At 61.4% G+C, this 16,187-nt stretch carries 16 protein-coding genes; 7 read left to right on the top strand and 9 right to left on the bottom strand.

Annotated features, from left to right (window positions below):
- Positions 1 to 58: 58 nt before the first annotated feature.
- The 7 genes from GEOBRER4_RS00065 to GEOBRER4_RS00095 all read left to right on the top strand — a co-directional run bounded on the left by GEOBRER4_RS00065 (position 59) and on the right by GEOBRER4_RS00095 (position 7,000).
- The gene (locus tag GEOBRER4_RS00065; protein ID WP_085814467.1) at positions 59 to 985 is read left to right on the top strand and encodes an ABC transporter ATP-binding protein; all 927 of its coding nucleotides are present in this window, start codon (positions 59 to 61) and stop codon (positions 983 to 985) included.
- 48 nt (positions 986 to 1,033) lie between these two features.
- The gene (locus GEOBRER4_RS00070) at positions 1,034 to 1,789 is read left to right on the top strand and encodes an ABC transporter permease (RefSeq protein WP_085814466.1); all 756 of its coding nucleotides are present in this window, start codon (positions 1,034 to 1,036) and stop codon (positions 1,787 to 1,789) included.
- 309 nt (positions 1,790 to 2,098) lie between these two features.
- Positions 2,099 to 3,175 carry a radical SAM/SPASM domain-containing protein gene (locus tag GEOBRER4_RS00075; protein WP_185243710.1) on the top strand — a complete coding sequence of 359 codons (1,077 nt, stop codon included), beginning with the start codon at positions 2,099 to 2,101 and terminating at the stop codon, positions 3,173 to 3,175.
- 127 nt (positions 3,176 to 3,302) lie between these two features.
- On the top strand, positions 3,303 to 4,322 hold the full coding sequence (gene hemE / locus GEOBRER4_RS00080; protein WP_185243711.1) for a uroporphyrinogen decarboxylase: 1,020 nt from the start codon (positions 3,303 to 3,305) through the stop codon (positions 4,320 to 4,322).
- Between the two features lie 114 nt (positions 4,323 to 4,436).
- On the top strand, positions 4,437 to 5,390 hold the full coding sequence (gene corA, locus GEOBRER4_RS00085) for a magnesium/cobalt transporter CorA (protein ID WP_085814463.1): 954 nt from the start codon (positions 4,437 to 4,439) through the stop codon (positions 5,388 to 5,390).
- A gap of 299 nt (positions 5,391 to 5,689) precedes the next feature.
- Positions 5,690 to 6,565, top strand: a complete 876-nt coding sequence (locus GEOBRER4_RS00090; RefSeq protein ID WP_226377843.1) for a two-component system sensor histidine kinase NtrB — start codon at positions 5,690 to 5,692, stop codon at positions 6,563 to 6,565.
- A 153-nt stretch (positions 6,566 to 6,718) separates the two neighbouring features.
- Positions 6,719 to 7,000: a GIY-YIG nuclease family protein gene (locus tag GEOBRER4_RS00095; RefSeq protein WP_185243713.1), complete on the top strand. Its 282-nt coding sequence runs from the start codon at positions 6,719 to 6,721 to the stop codon at positions 6,998 to 7,000.
- Between the two features lie 24 nt (positions 7,001 to 7,024).
- On the opposite strand, the gene GEOBRER4_RS00100 is transcribed toward GEOBRER4_RS00095, so the two are convergent.
- The 9 genes from GEOBRER4_RS00100 to GEOBRER4_RS00140 all read right to left on the bottom strand — a co-directional run bounded on the left by GEOBRER4_RS00100 (position 7,025) and on the right by GEOBRER4_RS00140 (position 16,128).
- Positions 7,025 to 8,062: a cytochrome-c peroxidase gene (locus GEOBRER4_RS00100; RefSeq protein ID WP_185243714.1), complete on the bottom strand. Its 1,038-nt coding sequence runs from the start codon at positions 8,060 to 8,062 to the stop codon at positions 7,025 to 7,027.
- A gap of 168 nt (positions 8,063 to 8,230) precedes the next feature.
- A complete protein-coding gene (gene gltA / locus GEOBRER4_RS00105) occupies positions 8,231 to 9,640 on the bottom strand; it encodes an NADPH-dependent glutamate synthase (RefSeq protein WP_185243715.1) in 1,410 nt (469 codons plus the stop codon).
- Positions 9,637 to 10,485 carry a sulfide/dihydroorotate dehydrogenase-like FAD/NAD-binding protein gene (locus GEOBRER4_RS00110; RefSeq protein WP_185243716.1) on the bottom strand — a complete coding sequence of 283 codons (849 nt, stop codon included), beginning with the start codon at positions 10,483 to 10,485 and terminating at the stop codon, positions 9,637 to 9,639. The genes gltA and GEOBRER4_RS00110 overlap by 4 nt, the downstream gene beginning before the upstream one ends.
- Before the next feature lie 308 nt (positions 10,486 to 10,793).
- Positions 10,794 to 11,669 carry a DMT family transporter gene (locus GEOBRER4_RS00115; RefSeq protein ID WP_185243717.1) on the bottom strand — a complete coding sequence of 292 codons (876 nt, stop codon included), beginning with the start codon at positions 11,667 to 11,669 and terminating at the stop codon, positions 10,794 to 10,796.
- Between the two features lie 146 nt (positions 11,670 to 11,815).
- Positions 11,816 to 12,145, bottom strand: coding sequence for a type II toxin-antitoxin system HicB family antitoxin (locus GEOBRER4_RS00120; RefSeq protein WP_185243718.1), 330 nt, complete (start codon positions 12,143 to 12,145; stop codon positions 11,816 to 11,818).
- A 352-nt stretch (positions 12,146 to 12,497) separates the two neighbouring features.
- Complete coding sequence (locus GEOBRER4_RS00125) at positions 12,498 to 13,340, bottom strand: FAD/NAD(P)-binding protein (RefSeq protein WP_185243719.1); 843 nt, start codon at positions 13,338 to 13,340, stop codon at positions 12,498 to 12,500.
- Positions 13,341 to 13,425: 85 nt separating this feature from the next.
- Positions 13,426 to 14,436 (bottom strand): 4Fe-4S dicluster domain-containing protein, encoded by a 1,011-nt coding sequence (locus GEOBRER4_RS00130; RefSeq protein WP_185243720.1) that lies wholly within the window; start codon positions 14,434 to 14,436, stop codon positions 13,426 to 13,428.
- Between the two features lie 223 nt (positions 14,437 to 14,659).
- Positions 14,660 to 15,604: a 4Fe-4S dicluster domain-containing protein gene (locus GEOBRER4_RS00135; protein WP_185243721.1), complete on the bottom strand. Its 945-nt coding sequence runs from the start codon at positions 15,602 to 15,604 to the stop codon at positions 14,660 to 14,662.
- The gene (locus GEOBRER4_RS00140; protein WP_185243722.1) at positions 15,601 to 16,128 is read right to left on the bottom strand and encodes a hydrogenase iron-sulfur subunit; all 528 of its coding nucleotides are present in this window, start codon (positions 16,126 to 16,128) and stop codon (positions 15,601 to 15,603) included. The genes GEOBRER4_RS00135 and GEOBRER4_RS00140 overlap by 4 nt, the downstream gene beginning before the upstream one ends.
- Positions 16,129 to 16,187: the final 59 nt, after the last annotated feature.

Below are 16,187 nucleotides of genomic sequence, written 5' to 3' on the forward strand. Positions count from 1 at the left end.
TCTCCAGATGTAAATTGCCGGGTCCCGGATCGCACGGTCCCGGGAGCGGGAGCCGCCGATGCCGCACGCAATCACGCTGCATGAGATAACCAAGAGCTACGGCGGGTTCAAGGCCGTGGACAGCTTCTCCCTGGAGGTCGCCCGCGGCACCGTCTTCGGGCTCCTGGGCCCCAACGGCGCCGGAAAGACCACCCTGATCAAGATCCTCACCACGCTGATGCGCCCGACCCATGGCGACGCCTTCGTAGAAAAGTTCAGCATCCTCACCGCGGCAAAGTCGGTGCGCCGCGTCATCGGCGTCGTCCCCCAGGAAAACAACCTAGACCGCTACCTGACGGCCAGGGAAAACCTGGCTCTCCACGCCAGGCTTCACGGCATGCGCCCGGCGGCCTACAACAGGCGCATCGACGAGCTCCTGGAGATGACGGGGCTTTCCTCACGTCAAAACGATTTCCCCGACACCTTTTCCGGGGGGATGCAGCGCCGGCTGGTCGTGGCGCGCGCCCTGGTGCACGAGCCGCGGGTGCTGTTTCTGGACGAGCCCACCACCGGGCTCGATCCGCAGTCCAGGCGCGCGCTGTGGGACTACGTCCGGGGGCTTAGGCGGAGCATGACCGTCTTTCTCACCACCCACTACATGGACGAGGCCGACGCGCTCTGCGACCGGATCATGATCATGGACCACGGCGCCTGCCTGGCCGACGGCACGGCCGCGGAGCTGAAGGACGCCTTTTCCAGGGCCCACGTGTACCAGGTGGAGTTCCGGCGCGACAGCGACAGGTATGAGGGGGTGCTGGCGGGGCTTTCCTTCGTGCGCAGCGTCGAGCGCAGCGGGAGCACCTTCCAGATCACCCTGAGCGACGAGGAGTCCATCAAGCCGCTCATGGATCACCTCGGGGGGGCGGATATCCGCAGGATCTGCCTCAAGGAGCCGACCCTGGAGGATGTCTTCATCTCGCTTACCGGGGACAAGGTGCGGGAATGACGGCGGCCGGAGTCAGACAAGTCAGACAGGTGCGCGAGGAATAGGACTATGTTCAAAGGCGCGTTTTCCATCTGGGGCAGGGACATGATGGTCTTGAGGCGGAGCATCTTTTCCGAGCTCGTCGCCGTCATCGCCTACCCCCTCACCCTCTACCTTGCCTTCGGCTTCGGCCTCAAGGGTTACATCACCGACGTAAACGGCGTCCCCTACCCGCTCTTCATAGCCCCAGGCCTCATCTCGATGACCGCGATCAACGCCGCTTTCGACGAAAGCTCCTGGAGCATGTGGTTCCACCGCCGGGTGCAGCGGACCATCGAGGAGTACCGGGTCACCCCGATCACGGTCTACGACATCGTCATCGGCAAGATCTTCTCCGGCTTCTCGCAGGGCGCCGTCAAGGGGTCCGTAGTCTTCCTGGTGATCCTCGTCTTGACCCCCTTCCGGATCGACTACGGCCACCTCCCCGTCTACCTGATGTGCATCGCCATCTCGTCCATGACCTTCTCCTGCCTGGGAACCATCTGCGGCACGGTGATCGACAAGCCGGAGAACATCGGCCGCGTGCAGTCGGTGGTCATCGTCCCCCTCATCTTCATGGCCGGCATCTTCTTCCCCCTTTCCTCCTATCCGGCGTCGATCCGCCCCCTGATAGATCTCCTCCCCACGACGGCGGTCTTCGAGGGGGCGCGGGATGCGCTGCTTGAGGGCTCGATCCCCGCCCCCTACCTGGTGAACCTGATAGCCACCGCTGCCGTATCCTTCCTGGTGGCGGTCTACACCTTCAACCGCAAGATGTCGGAATGATCCGGGTGTTGTTCCTTCCCCCGATGGCGCTCCCCGCCCTTTCCGTTCCGGTCGCCCCGGGAGCAGGCGAGGGATCGTAAAATGGCTGAATAAGCGATTCTTCTTGAGTTTCCCACTAGTTTCATAGTAAAGTTTGCCCTAAACTTTGTTACCTCCTGGATGCCTCTGCAGCGCTTTGGGCGCGAAGAAGGCAAATCGAGCGTACGTTGCCGCAGAGCCTACCGTTTTGGCGTGAAAATTTTTTCCTGCCTGACTGATGCGCCCCCCGCCACAAGCAACGCTTTTCCAGGGCAAATTATTGGAGATGCCATGGCCGAAGAGTTCGTACCGAAATGGATCGCCTGGGAGACCACCCAGCGCTGCAACCTCAAATGCGTCCACTGCCGCTGCTCCTCCGAGCTGACCTCCTCCGAAGGTGACTTCACCACCGAAGAGGGGAAGAAGCTCCTGAAGGAGATCGCCGATTTCTCGAAGCCGGTCGTGGTCCTTTCCGGCGGCGAGCCGCTGATGAGGCCGGACATCTTCGAGCTGGCCGAGTACGGCACCTCGCTCGGCCTCAGGATGTGCATGGCGAGCAACGGCTCGCTCGTGACCGACGAGGTCTGCGAGAAGATGAAGAAAGCCGACATCAAGATGGTCTCGCTCTCGCTGGACGGCTCGACCGCCGAGGTGCACGACAACTTCCGCCAGTGCCCCGGCTCCTTCGAAGGGGTGCTGCGCGCGGCCGAACTCTTCAAAAAGCACGGCCAGAAGTTTCTGATCAACTCCTCCTTCACCAAGAGGAACCAGAACGACATCGCCAACACCTTCAAGGTGGCGAAGTCCCTGGGCGCCACCGCCTGGTACATGTTCATGATCGTCCCCACCGGCCGCGGCGAGGAGATCATGAACGAACTGATCTCCAAGGAAGATTACGAGGAGATCCTCGACTGGCACTACCACCAGGAGAAGAACGAGGACGACATCCTGATGCGCCCCACCTGCGCGCCGCACTACTACCGCATCGTGCCGCAAAAGGCCAAGGCCGAGGGAGAGAAATTCGAGCGCCGCTCGCTCACCTTCTCCACCGGCGGGGGCAAAGGTTGCATCGCGGCTCAGACCATCTGCCTCATCGACTGCTACGGTAACCTGAAGCCCTGCTCTTACTTCCACCGCACCGCCGGCAACGTCAAGGAAACCCCTTTCCGCGAGCTCTGGGAGAACTCGGAGATCTTCAAAGACCTGAGGGATTTCAAGAGCTACAAGGGAAAATGCGGCGAGTGCGAGTACCTGAACGTCTGCGGCGGCTGCCGGGCCCGTGCCGATGCGGTGTACGGCGACTACATGGAAGAGGAACCGTTCTGCAACTACGTCCCGATCAAGGTGCAGAGAAAGCAGAAAGATTAACTGCTGTCCAAGGTTCTGCGTTGAACTGATAGCCCCCTCCCCTGCAGCGTCCCCTCTCCCTCCCGGAGAGGGACAGGGTGAGGGCGACGTTTCGAATGCCATAAAAATTCACCCAGGAGGACTTACAATGAACACTCGATTCTTAGACGCATGTTGGGGGAAGCCGGTTGACACGGTGCCGGTCTGGCTGATGCGCCAGGCAGGACGTTATCTCCCCGACTACATGCGCGTCCGCTCCAAATGCACCTTCCTGGAACTGTGCAAGACCCCGGAACTGGCCACCGAAGTAACCGTCCAGCCGGTCGACATCCTCGGCGTCGATGCCGCTATCCTCTTCTCCGACATCCTCACCCCGATCGAGCCGATGGGCATGGAGCTCGATTTCACCCCGGGCCCGGTCTTCGCCAAGCCGATCCGCACCATGGCCGACGTGGAGGCGCTCAAGATCCCGAAGATGGAGACCGACGTCCCCTACGTGCTGGACGCCGTAAAGCTGCTCCGCAAGGAACTCGCCACCAAGGTGCCGCTGATCGGCTTCGGGGGCGCCCCCTTCACCCTGGCCTGCTACATGGTCGAGGGTAAAGGGTCCAAGGACTTCGCCGCCCTGAAGAAGATGATGTACGCCGACCCCGAGGTGTACGCGGCGCTGATGGAAAAGATCACCACCATGGACATGGAGTACCTGAACGCGCAGATCAAGGCGGGCGCGCAGGCTATCCAGATCTTCGACACCTGGGGCGGCATGCTCTCCCCGGCCGACTACGAGCGCTACGTCCTCCCCTACACCCAGCGCCTCATCAACGGCCTGGACCGCACCAACATCCCGGTGATCCACTTCGTAAAGGGCGCAGGGACCATGCTGGAGATCGTGAAGCAGGCCGGCGGCGACGTCATGGGCCTCGACTGGCACGTGAACCTCGGCAAGGCCCGCGACATCCTGGGCGACATGGCAGTGCAGGGGAACCTGGACCCGACCGTGCTCTTCGCTCCCAACGAGATCATCGAGCGCGAGGTGAAGAGGGTGCTGGACGAAAACGCCGGCAGGCCTGGTCTCATCTTCAACCTGGGACACGGCATCCTCCCGACGGTCCCGCCTGAAAAGGCGATCTTCATGGTAGACTGCGTGCACCGGCTGTCGCGCAAATAGAGGCAAACCGGAGGGCGGCCGATGAGGCCGCCCTTCTTCTTGAACAGGCAACAAAGGATCCGGCCGAGGGCGCAGGCCACGGCTGCCTGCCGCGCCGGATCAGCGGGAGTAGACATGCTCAGGCTTTTCAGAATAGACAACGGGCTCATCAAGGAGATGGACTTCGAGAGAAGCGATCTCCCCAATCAGATCCTGCATGCCGACTGGATCGACGCCCACGAGCCGGATGACGAAGAGAGGGACCTGCTCGAGCTGCTGCTGCACACCGACATTCCTGAGTCCGACGAGGTGGACGAGATCGAGATCTCTGCCCGCTGCTTCGTGGATCAGGCGGGGATACACGTGCACCCCCTGTTCCTGTCGCAAAGCGAGGGGCGCCACGTGACGCTTACCGTCGCCTGCATCCTGCAAACCAAGCACCTGATCACCATCCGTGAGGGGGACCTCGCCGACTTCCGGCTCCTGCGCATGCGCGCCAGGAGGGGACAGGTGGAATGCCGCACCCCGTCCGAGCTGCTCGTGCTTCTCTTGGACCAGAAGGTGGAGAACCACGCGGACACCCTGGAGGACATCCATCGCCAGCTGGAAGGGGTAAGCCACCTGGTGCTCGAAGACGAGGACTCAGAGCTGGAAGACGCCATCAGCAAGCTCGCCAAGCTCGAGGACAGCAACGGAAAGATCCGGCTCTGTCTGATGGATACCCAGCGGGACATCTCGTTCCTTTTGCGTCACCTGCGCGACCGCGCCGACCAGAGCGAGACGCTGCGCGAGATCGCCCGAGACGTCGAGACCCTGATGTCGCATACCACCTTCCTCTTCGACAAGATCAACTTCCTGATGGACTCCACCCAGGGCTTCATCAACATCGAGCAGAACCAGATCATCAAGATCTTTTCCATAGCCGCCGTGGTCTTCCTCCCCCCTACTCTGGTCGCCAGCATCTACGGCATGAACTTCGAGGTCATGCCCGAGCTTAAACTGGCCTTCGGGTACCCGTGGGCGCTGGCGCTGATGATTCTCTCCGGCATCGCTCCCTACTGGTACTTCAAACGCAAGGGATGGCTCTAAAAGCGCCCTTAGAAGCAAATCTGGTTCCGTCAAGGGCGCGGAATGTCACAGGCAGCGCTGCCGCAAGTTGCTGTGCTGCCTGACTGCAGCTCACGGCCGTGTCGACCACTGTCAGGAATCCCTAAAGAGGATCCTCTCCCTTGCCGATAGGTCCAGCAGGTACTGTGGACCCTGTCGTAGTGTCACGGCGCCCTTTTCAGATCCACTATCCAAGCTTCACACTCTGTAAAGAGGCGTGTCGACCTGCCGCCGCCCCACGCCAACGGACGGCAGCGGCAGGACGAGAAGGAAGGAAGATGATGTCGCTTCGCGATTGGTGCCGCGACGTGCTGACCAGGTACACCCGATGCTCGTGTCCCACGGAACCGGAGACAGGAAAGGAGCTCAGCTCACCTGCAACCGGCGCTGTGCCCCCGGAACTCGGGGTCGCGCTCATAGAGCTGGAAAAGCAGCTGCTGCAAATCCAGAGGCTGGCAGGGGTCGGGGTCATGGCGGGGAACATCGCGCACGACTTGAACAACCTCCTCATGGGGATCAGCGGCAACCTCGAACTGCTGCGCGGGATAACGGAGCCGGAATCGGCCTCCCTGAAATACATGGACAACGCGCTCGACGCTTCCAGGCGCGCTGCGAACCTGAGCCGGCAGCTGCTCGCCTTCTCCAGGAAGGGAGGCAGCGAGATCAAGGCTGTAGATCTCAACCGGGTCGTCGCCGAGAACCTCGAGCTGATGAAAGGATCGATGCGCAAAGGGGTGGCGTTGTCGGCGCGGCTGGAACCGGAACTTCCCGCCTTGGAAGCGGACCCGGGTCAGATGCAGCAGTTGATAGTCAACCTGGTAACCAATGCGGCCGAGGCGCTCGGGGAAACGGGCGCCATAAACGTGGCGACGGGGACGGGGGATTTTCCCTCAGCGGAGTTCACTTGGAGCCGGGTCGAGCCGAAGCCGGTTCCGGGCCGCTTCGTGTTCATCGAAATCGCCGACAGCGGCTGCGGCATGGACGGGGAAACCTGCGATCGCATGTTCCACCCCTTTTTCTCAACCAAGGCCGCCGGCAGAGGGCTTGGGCTTGCGGCGGTGCTCGGGATCGTAAAGAAGAGCGGCGGCGCCATACTGGTCGATACCGCCCCGGGTGAAGGGACCACCATCAAGGTATTCCTCCCCGCCCTGCGTTGATAAGCCTCCGGTCCTGTGCAGGACACAGACGAAAAGCGCCAAAAGAGGACAGGCCACCTTTGAGAAAAACAAGGTGGCCTGTCCTTTTTTTGGCGGATTGACCGCCGTGGCGGTAAGAGGTATGGTCCGGTCCAGAAATGAGGGAGGGCGCCGGTGAATTGGCAGGTATATATCATCCTTTGCTCTGATGGTACCCTTTACACGGGTATAACCACAGATATCGCGCGTCGCCTGCGGCAGCACGCGTCAGGCACCGGAGCGAAGTATTTCCGGGGGCGGCGGCCGAAGGAGGTTCTGTTCCTGGAGGGAGGTCACGACAGGAGCAGCGCCAGCAAGCGGGAACTGCACATCAAGGGCCTGAGCCGCGCAGGCAAGCAGGCCCTTGTCCAAAGTGCTGCAAAGCCGTTGCCGAATCCTCTTCATCTCTCCTATTGAACCTCTGCTTCAACGTCTCACAAGTCACTTCAGCTGCGGATGCGGGGTCTGGTCCGAACTCGGCGGGAGCAGCGGGTATCCCACCTTCGGCTGCTTTCCGGTCAGGCTCTTCAGGAATGCCACCGTATCGTTCACTTCCGTCTCGTTCAGCGTTGTTCCCAATTGTGCCGATCCCATCACTACCACCGCATCCCTGAGGCTCCACACCTTTCCGGAATGGAAATAAGGCTGGGTGATCGCCACGTTCCTGAGCGACGGCGCCCTGAAAACGTACTTGTCGCTGGCGGTGTTGGTCACCTTGAAGCGCCCTGTATCGGCCTCGGGACGGACTTCGGCGGTCGGTACCTCCCTGACGCCAAAGGGGTAATAGCCGGCTCCGCCGACGTTGATTCCCCCGTGACAGGCGGCGCACCCCTTGTCGATGAAGATCCGCAGGCCGGCCTGCTCCCGCGTGTTGAGAGCGCCAGTTTCACCGTTGAGGAAGCGGTCGAACGGGGCATTCGGAGTCACCAGGGTGGCCTCGAAGACCTCGATCGCCTTTGCCATGTTGTCGAAGGTGACCGGATCGCGGGAGCCGGGGAAGGCCGCTTCGAAGAGTGGAGGGTATCCCGGGATGTTCTTCAATGTCCTCACCACCAGTTCTGGGTTGCTGTTCATCTCGACGGACGCCTGCACCGGCCCCTTGGCCTGGGTCTGCAGGTCCTTGGCCCGGCCGTCCCAGAATTGGGCGACGTTGTAGACTGCGTTGAAGACGGTGGGGGCGTTGCGGGGACCTTTTTGCCAGCCATGGCCGACGGAGGTTTCCTGGAGGTCGGCGCCGCCGAGCCCGACGTTATGGCAGGTGTTGCAGCTGATGAGCTGAGAAGTGGAGAGGCGGGGGTCGAAGAATAGCTTCATCCCCAGGTCTACCTTGGCCTTGGTCGCCTTGTTCCCCTTGATGGCAGGGGGGTGAACCGGGATTGGCTTGAAGGTGGCCTGGGCTCGCGACATGTTTTCCTTCTCGGCGGCATCGGCCCAGCCGGGAAGCAGCGTTAGGAGCAGTAAGATCCATGTGATTTTCATGTACGCCTCCTGTGAACGATAGGATTAGAAGCCGTTTTAAACATACTCATTTGTTTGGGGGTGTCAACAGGGGGCGGGGTAGTGGTGGGGGGGCAGGGGGGCCAACGAGGGGCGGATGAAGAAGAGGGGCGCCATTCGGCGCCCCTCGGTTCTTTTTGCTAAATCAGGCTAGCGTTTCAGGTATTTGTCGATGGCGGCTGCGGCACGCTTGCCGTCGCCCATCGCCAGGATGACCGTGGCCCCGCCCCTTACGATGTCGCCACCGGCGAAGACGCCGGGGATGCTGGTTTCACCCTCTTCGTCGGCCACGATGTTGCCCCACTTGTTGAGGGTCAAGTCGGGGGCCGTCGCTGTGAGGAGCGGGTTGGCGCTGGTGCCGACGGCGTTGATGACGATCCCGGCGGGAAGGTCGAACTCCGAGCCTTCTATCGCCTGGGGCCTGCGGCGGCCGGAGTCGTCGGCGGGGCCGAGTTCCATCTTCTGGCAGCGAAGCGCTGAGACCCAACCATCCTCGGTCGGGACGATGGCGATGGGGGCGGTGAGCATGATGAACTCCACCCCCTCCTCCTTGGCGTGCTTGATCTCCTCGACCCTGGCCGGCATCTCGGTTTCGCTGCGGCGGTAGACGATCATGGCGCGCTTGGCGCCTAGCCTGCGGGCGGTCCGGACACAGTCCATGGCCGTGTTGCCGCCGCCGATCACCGCTACCTCGTCCCGCTGCAGGATCGGGGTGGAGCTGTCTGCCCTGCGCCCGGCTTCCATCAGGTTCACGCGGGTGAGGAACTCGTTGGCGGCGTAGACTCCCTTCAGGTTCTCGCCCATGATGTTCAGCATGGTGGGAAGGCCCGCGCCGTTGGCTATGAAGACGGCGTCGAACTCGCTGCGCAGTTGCGGGATGGTCAGGGTCTTGCCGATGATGACGTTGCACTCGATGGTGACCCCCATCCGGCTCAAGACCGCCACCTCGCGGTCGATGATCTCCTTGGGAAGCCGGAATTCGGGGATGCCGTAGCGGAGCACCCCGCCCGTGTCGTGCAGCGCTTCGAAGATGGTCACCTTGTGCCCCTGCCGCGCCAACTCGCCGGCGGCGGTGAGTCCTGCCGGGCCGCAGCCGACCACGGCCACCGACTTGCCGGTCGGCTCGGGAGCCTCAATGGCTATCAGCCCTTCCGGGTGCTGCATGGCCCAGTCGGCCACGTAGCGCTCCAGGTAGCCGATGGCCACCGCGTCGCCTTTCTTGCCGCGCACGCAGAGCGCCTCGCACTGCGTCTCCTGAGGGCAGACCCTGCCGCAGACCGCGGGCAGCGCGTTGTCGCCGCGCAATACCTGGGCCGCCCTGGGAAGGTCGTCGCTCGCCAGCGCATCGATGAACTCGGGAATGGAAACGCCGACCGGGCACCCGGCCACGCAGTTCCTGCTCTTGCACTGCAGGCAGCGCTGCGCCTCGGCAACCGCCTGCTCCGGGGTGAGCCCCTGGTTCACCTCCTCGAAGTTCTTGCTCCTTTCGTCCGCCGGAAGCTCCGGCATGTGGACCCGCTCTATAGCCATCCTCTCTTTGGGGGACAAATCGTTGCTCACTTTGCTACCTCCTTAGCTATCTTGCAATCCGTTGCTGCGTGCCGCTGGGCCTCTTCCTTGCGGTAGCTGGTGAGGCGGTCGGAGAGACCGTCGAAATCGACCAGGTGCGCGTCGAATTCGGGGCCGTCCACGCAGGCGAACTTGGTTTCGCTCCCCACCTGCACGCGGCAGCCGCCGCACATGCCGGTGCCGTCTATCATGATGGGGTTCAAGCTGACGATGGTCTCGATGCCCGGCTCGCGGGTCATGTTGGCCACAGCTTTCATCATCGGGACGGGACCTACGGCGAATACCGCCTTAGGCGCGCACGCCGGATCGGCAATCATCTCGCCGAGCGGCCCTGTGACGAAACCTTTGGAGCCGAGGCTGCCGTCCTCGGTCGTGATCAGCAGGTTCTTCGAGAGGGCGCCCAACTCGTCCGCCAGGATGACGTAGCGGCTGGAACGCCCGCCAATGATGGTGGTGATTTCGTTGCCAGCCTCCGCCAACGCCTTCACCAGCGGGAAGAGGACCGCGGTGCCGACGCCGCCACCCACGCAGGCGACGCGGCCCCAGTTGGTGATGTGCGTCTCCTTGCCGAGGGGCCCTGCTACGTCGCGGATAGATCCACCAACGGGGGTGTCGACGATCTTTCGGGTAGAGGCGCCTATGGCCTGGATGAAAAGAGTGATGGTTCCGGCCTCCGGGTCGGCGTCACCGATTGTCAAAGGGATGCGTTCCTCGCCTTGCGCCAGCCTGACCATGACGAACTGCCCTGCCTTCCTGGCACGTGCGATCCGTGGCGCCACGAGCACCATCTTGTGGAGGTTTTCCGCGAGTATCTCGTTGCTTACGACTTCGAACATGGGGGTCACCTTTTGTCTAAGGGGATTGCTGCAAATGTGCTGCGATAGTGAATACGATATCAACAACGGAGGGGATTTCGCAAGGAAGTATACGGAAAGTAACAGAAAAGGGTTAAAACCAATTGACGATTGACAATGGACGATTGACAACGAAAGGCGGGGACGGGAAATCGACGATGCTCCGCCTGATCTCTCCTCCTCCAGGAGGGGGGAGGTCGGGAGGGGGAAAGACACAGACATTCCCCTCCAGGGGCGGGAACTCGTGAGAAAGGTTCGACTGAGCCTGCGGGAGCTGGTGCTGCCGGGTGCTAAGACCTGATCTTATAGGTGGCGCAGAGGATGCCTGCGGAGATGAGCGCGATCCCCGTGATGTGGAAGGATTGCAGACGCTCACCCAGGAAGATGACGGCAAGGATGGTGCTGAAGGCGGGCATCAGGTGGACGAACTGCCCGCCGATGTGCGGTCCGATCTTGCGCAGACCGTGGTTCCAGGCGGTGAAGGCGACGACGGAGGCGAGGATGCCGACGTAGGCGATACTGAGGACGGTGGGCTGGTTCAGCGTCATCAACTCACCTTGCATGATCTCCCAGGCGTAAAAGGGGACGAGGAGCAGCAATCCGGCTACCGTCATGCTGAACAGGAAGACGAACGGGTTCAGCCCCTGCGGGTAACGCTTGATGGCGACCGAATAAAGGCCCCAGGCGATCGCCGCCAGCAGGACCAGCAGGTCGCCGTGGTTGAAACTGAGCGTGAGGATGCGCGAGGGGTCCCCCCGCAGGATGATCGCGGCGACCCCGATGAGGGAGAGTGCTATCCCGACATGCTGGCGCAGCACGACCCTTTGGCCGTAGAAGATGCGGGCGAACATGAGGATGAAGATGGGGATGGCGGAATTGACCAGCGCCGCGTTGATGGCGGTGGTGAAGTGCATCGCCGTGTAGATGAGGAAGTTGAAGAGCGTGACCCCGAAGAGACCGCAGACGGCGATGAGCGGGAGGTGCGCCCGCACGATAGGCCATTCCTTGCGCAACCGCGGCAGCACGACCGGAAGTAGCACCACCAAAGCCACAACCCAGCGCCAGAAAACGAAGCCTGCCGGCGGTATCACATTGTTCATCGCCCGGCTGATGACGAAGTTGCCGGACCAGATCAGGGCGCTCAGGGTGAGGAGAAGGTACGGCATTGTGGATCCTTCGGGGGACGCAAATAAGTAGCAATCCGGCTCTCTCGGCCTTAAGGGAGAGCAGGACGAGGGTAACCGGAAGATTGGCAACTTCGCTCATTAGGGTGGGAATGTCAAGGCAAATCGCGCGATAAAGGGTAATGAGATTACTGGCTTAACTTCGCACTGGCTAAACGGTTCAGGCTCACTCCGGCCTCAGCCGCTTCGATCGCCAACTGTCGATGCACGTCAGGAGGAACGCGCACCATGAACTTCCCGCTGAAATGCTTGGCGGCGATGGGCTCGGGAACCTTGTCACCGCTTTTCATCATTTCGGAGATTACTTCTTCGACCAGCTTCCGTATACCTTTTAGTGCAGCTTCAGGAGTATCAGACAGCCAGCTTAGGCTGGGAAATTCAGCACATAGTCCAACATATTCCTCATCGTCTTCCGACCACGTGATCCGGTAGGTATATTTGTCATTATCTTGTGCCATGCTCCACCTCTAACCGTTCAATAGCTTTTAGCACCTGCTTTACCTGATATGCTTTTGCGAATCCTTTGTCGTTTTGAATGTTGACTCTGGGATCGCCGATCCACGGCGTCTTATAGACACGGTGACTCCCGCTTGCTAGACGTGCAGGCCCGAAATAGTAATCACAGACCTTGCAAAGGTCTGCGAAACGAGTCCCGGCGGGACTTGTCCGCATCTTGTCCAGGATGTCTTGTGGAAAGCCCATGGAATTATAGTATCAATACTGATACCGAGAGTCAACGTAAGCAGGCAAAAAAAGGGGGAAAGGCATCGAGCCTTTCCCCCTCTTCTGTTTCTGTGATCAGCGGTTTCCCTAGAATTCCTGCGACATCGCCTTTACTTCACCGGCGGTGAAGACCGGGCCGTCCTTGCAGACGTAGACGTTGCCGACGTTGCAGCGGCCGCATTTGCCGACGCCGCACTTCATCCGATTCTCCAACGTAGTGTAGATCTGGTCGTCGGCGAAGCCGAGGCGCTCCAGCACGGGGAGAGTGAACTTGATCATGATCGGCGGTCCGCAGACGAGAGCTACGGCGTTCTCGGAACTGGGCGCTGCTTCCTCCAGAACATTGGGGACGAATCCGACTTTGCCGTCGAAGTCGGGGCCGTTGCCGCCGGGATCGACGCACTTAACCAGCCTCACGTCGTCTCTTTCCTGCCACTCGGCAAGCTCGCGCTTGTAGACCAGGTCCGCTTCGGAACGGGCACCGTAGACGATGGTGATGTCCTTGAACTTGTCGCGCAGGTCGAGGCAGTTCCAGATCACGGTCCTGAGCGGCGGGAGAGCGATGCCCCCGGCGATGAAAACGAGGCTCTTGCCGTAGAACTGCTCAATCGGGAAGGAGTTGCCGTAAGGGCCGCGCACTCCGATGCTATCGCCGACCTCCAGTCTCCTGAGCGACTCCGTCACCCTCCCGACGCTTCGAAAGCAGCACTCTATGTACCCTTTCCTGGTAGGGGCGGAGGCGATGCAAAAGGTCGACTCGCCGGCACCGAAGGCTGAGTATTCGGCGAACTGCCCCGCCCGGAAGCTGAAGTTCTCGCGGACCTGATCGTCCTGGAAGACCAGGCGCAGAGTGCGGACATCGGGGGTCTCATCAACGATGGCCTCGATAGTGGCAAGGTTCGGCAGGTAGATGTTCTTCGATTGGCACATGGCTTCTCTCTCGTAAAGGCGTTTGACAAGGATGAAGGGGATGCAGGGATCCCTTTCATCCCCTTTATCCCTGTAGTCGATTTGATTAGTCCTGCTTTGCGTTTATGGTGCTTAGGATCTCGGCTATGTCGATCCCTACCGGGCAGGCGCGGACACAGCGTCCGCAGCCGGTGCAGAGCGTCTTGCCGAACTTGTCGTCGTAGTACTTGAACTTGTGCATGATCCGGTTGCGGTAGCGCTTGTTCTGCACGTCGCGCGGGTTGTGTCCGGAGGCGTGATTGGTGAACTTGCTGAAGCCGCAGGCGTCCCAGTGCTTGCGGCGGGAGCCTTGCTCGGTGCTACCCTCGTCGTTGATGTCGAAGCAGTGGCAGGCCGGGCAGATGAAGGCGCAGGAGCCGCAGCCGACGCAGATGTCCGCTATCTTCTCCCAGAGCGGGTCCTCGAAGTGCCCCTCGAGCCAATTCTTGATCTTCGCCAGGTCCAGCTTTTCTGTCCCCTGTTCAACGAACAGGGCGGCGTCCACCGAAGCAGCCTCGCCGAAGAGCGCAGCGTGAGCATCGACCAAGGCTTTTCCTTTCTCGGTGACTGCCTTGCAGCCGTAGGAGCCGTCTTTGAGCGGGGTGAGGAACAGGTCGCTTCCTGCCTCGGTATCGCGAGCTAGACCGACCGCGGTGCAGAAACAGGCGTCATCGCCCTTGGTGCAGGCAATCCCCACGATGGTGCTCTTGCGGCGGCGCTCCAGGTAGAACTCGTCGTTGTAATCCCAGGAGAACACCGCGTCCAGTATGGCCGGAGAGGCGGCATCGCAGGGGGGGGCACCGATCAGGACCGTTTCTGGGAAATGGGAACGGTCCACGTCGGTCACCTGCATCTTCCCGTCCTGCCTCTGGTAGGTGAGGATGTTCTCGCAGATGGGGAAGAACAGCTCTTTGGCGGACCGGCGCGGAAGCGAGTCGAGCCTGAGGTCGGATCCAGCGGTAAGCGGCTGGTACAGTACGACCGATCCCGTCTCTTTCGGGCCCACCACGACTTTTGATTCCTTGACCAGGAGGTCGATCAGATTGCGAAGGTTCTCTTCCGTGATTATCTGCGGCATAGGATTCTCTTTAGTGCGTCCGAACGGCAATTGCTGTGCCTAGGATGCCGGTTGAGATGATGTTGAGTAGCAAATTCCGGTGCTCCGGCTTGGGAGCCAGAGACAGGTTGTTTGAACTCCTCCCCCTGGAGGGGGGAGGTCGTGAGGGGGGAACCTTAACCAGCGAAGCCCCCTCCCTGACCCTCCCCCTCCGGGTGAGGGACTTAGTATTGGCGTTGCCCTGCTATTTGATGAACGACTGGTCGTCGTCCTCCCGGTACTGGGTGAGCGGCCCCTTCTCGGCGGGCGCGAGGCCTGCCTCGTAGTCGTAGAGCTCCTTCAGTTCCTTCGCCATGCGTCGGTTCAAAAGGTTCAGCGGGATGTCCATGGGGCAGACGCGCTCGCACTCGGCACAACCGCCGCAGCGCCCCGCCAGATGCATGGCGCGCACGATATGCCAGGCGGTGTTGCCGGCGGGCCTTGGGGAACTCTCCACCGCCTGGGGGCGGTTCTTGTCGCACAGGCACTGCTCGCAGTAGCAAAAGGGACAGACCTGCCGGCAGGCCATGCACCGTATGCAGCGGGAGAAGTGTTCTTTCCAAAAAGCCCAGCGCTCAGCCTGCGGCAGCGCCTCGATGCGCGCCATCTCCTCGGCCTCCAGCGGGGTCAGGCCGGAAAGATCAGTGGCGGAGCCAGCCACGAAATCCGCCCCCTCCGGGTGATGAACGGAGCACTCCAGGCATTTCCTCGCGATGTTCGCCTCGGTCACCGTTTCGCTGCGCTCTGCCCCGGAGCCGTAGACCCCGGCGCAGTCGACGGCGATGATGAAAAGGTCCTCCCTCTTGATCTGGGATTCCCCCATCAGCCCGGCTAACGCGCGCATGTCGCAACCCTTCGCGACGATGCCGATCCGTCCCTGCTTCAGCACCCCTTTCTTCGACTTGGTCAGGTAAACCGAGAGGTTGTTGACGCAGGCCGGCGAGAAGATGAGCTTTTCCGCTTCCTCCGGCGTGGTGATCAGGGCGGGGCGGGCAGTCCCCTTGCGGCGGCCGGGAAGGTATCCGACCAAGCCTGCCACGGTTCCCTCCTTAAGGATCTGCACTGCCTGTGTGCGGATCGCCTTGGTGACCGCCTGGTAATAGGACGGCTCGATGCAGCTCCCCTGGTTTTTGTTGGCTTTAGCGTTCATATTTTGTCGTAGGCCTCTTTCAGTTCAGGCGTGTTCACCACGCCGGGTACGTCAGCCAGGGCTTGAAAGGCAGACCACTGCTCCTCGTGCTCCAGCGATTTGAACTCCAGCATCGGCCCCATGGCACGCACCCTTTCGGTCAGTTCGGTCACCACCTCGACCCATTTCCCCCCCTCGGCTGCGGAGACCCAGGAGAACTGAAGCCGGTGCAGGTCAACCCCCACGAAATCGAGCAGGGCGCGGAATGCGGCAAAGCGTCGCCGGGCGTGGAAGTTGCCGGCCATGTAGTGGCAGTCGCCGGGATGGCACCCCGAGACCAGCACCCCGTCCGCCCCTTTCTGGAAGGCGCGCAGGATGAAGACCGGATCGATGCGGCCGGTGCAGGGGAACTTGAGCACCCGTACGTTGGCCGGGTACTGCATTCGGCTGGTGCCGGCCAGGTCCGCGCCGGCGTAGGTGCACCAGGTGCAGACGAAAGCGACAATCTTCGGCTCGAAATCGTGCTGTTTAGCTTCAGCGTGCATGGAAGAATCCTTTAAATAGCTGAGTCTAAAAGCTCACCACAGAAGTCACAAAGGATCGC

Source organism: Citrifermentans bremense, from assembly GCF_014218275.1.
Taxonomy (GTDB): Bacteria; Desulfobacterota; Desulfuromonadia; order Geobacterales; family Geobacteraceae; genus Geomonas; species Geomonas pelophila.

What these genes read in the sequence shown, in the direction of transcription:
- GEOBRER4_RS00065 (WP_085814467.1), top strand. Translation starts at nt 59, where the DNA reads ATGCCGCACGCAATCACGCTGCATGAGATAACCAAGAGCTACGGCGGG.
- GEOBRER4_RS00070 (WP_085814466.1), top strand. Translation starts at nt 1,034, where the DNA reads ATGTTCAAAGGCGCGTTTTCCATCTGGGGCAGGGACATGATGGTCTTG.
- GEOBRER4_RS00075 (WP_185243710.1), top strand. Translation starts at nt 2,099, where the DNA reads ATGGCCGAAGAGTTCGTACCGAAATGGATCGCCTGGGAGACCACCCAG.
- hemE (WP_185243711.1), top strand. Translation starts at nt 3,303, where the DNA reads ATGAACACTCGATTCTTAGACGCATGTTGGGGGAAGCCGGTTGACACG.
- corA (WP_085814463.1), top strand. Translation starts at nt 4,437, where the DNA reads ATGCTCAGGCTTTTCAGAATAGACAACGGGCTCATCAAGGAGATGGAC.
- GEOBRER4_RS00090 (WP_226377843.1), top strand. Translation starts at nt 5,690, where the DNA reads ATGTCGCTTCGCGATTGGTGCCGCGACGTGCTGACCAGGTACACCCGA.
- GEOBRER4_RS00100 (WP_185243714.1), bottom strand. Translation starts at nt 8,062, where the DNA reads ATGAAAATCACATGGATCTTACTGCTCCTAACGCTGCTTCCCGGCTGG.
- GEOBRER4_RS00110 (WP_185243716.1), bottom strand. Translation starts at nt 10,485, where the DNA reads ATGTTCGAAGTCGTAAGCAACGAGATACTCGCGGAAAACCTCCACAAG.
- GEOBRER4_RS00115 (WP_185243717.1), bottom strand. Translation starts at nt 11,669, where the DNA reads ATGCCGTACCTTCTCCTCACCCTGAGCGCCCTGATCTGGTCCGGCAAC.
- GEOBRER4_RS00120 (WP_185243718.1), bottom strand. Translation starts at nt 12,145, where the DNA reads ATGGCACAAGATAATGACAAATATACCTACCGGATCACGTGGTCGGAA.
- GEOBRER4_RS00125 (WP_185243719.1), bottom strand. Translation starts at nt 13,340, where the DNA reads ATGTGCCAATCGAAGAACATCTACCTGCCGAACCTTGCCACTATCGAG.
- GEOBRER4_RS00130 (WP_185243720.1), bottom strand. Translation starts at nt 14,436, where the DNA reads ATGCCGCAGATAATCACGGAAGAGAACCTTCGCAATCTGATCGACCTC.
- GEOBRER4_RS00135 (WP_185243721.1), bottom strand. Translation starts at nt 15,604, where the DNA reads ATGAACGCTAAAGCCAACAAAAACCAGGGGAGCTGCATCGAGCCGTCC.
- GEOBRER4_RS00140 (WP_185243722.1), bottom strand. Translation starts at nt 16,128, where the DNA reads ATGCACGCTGAAGCTAAACAGCACGATTTCGAGCCGAAGATTGTCGCT.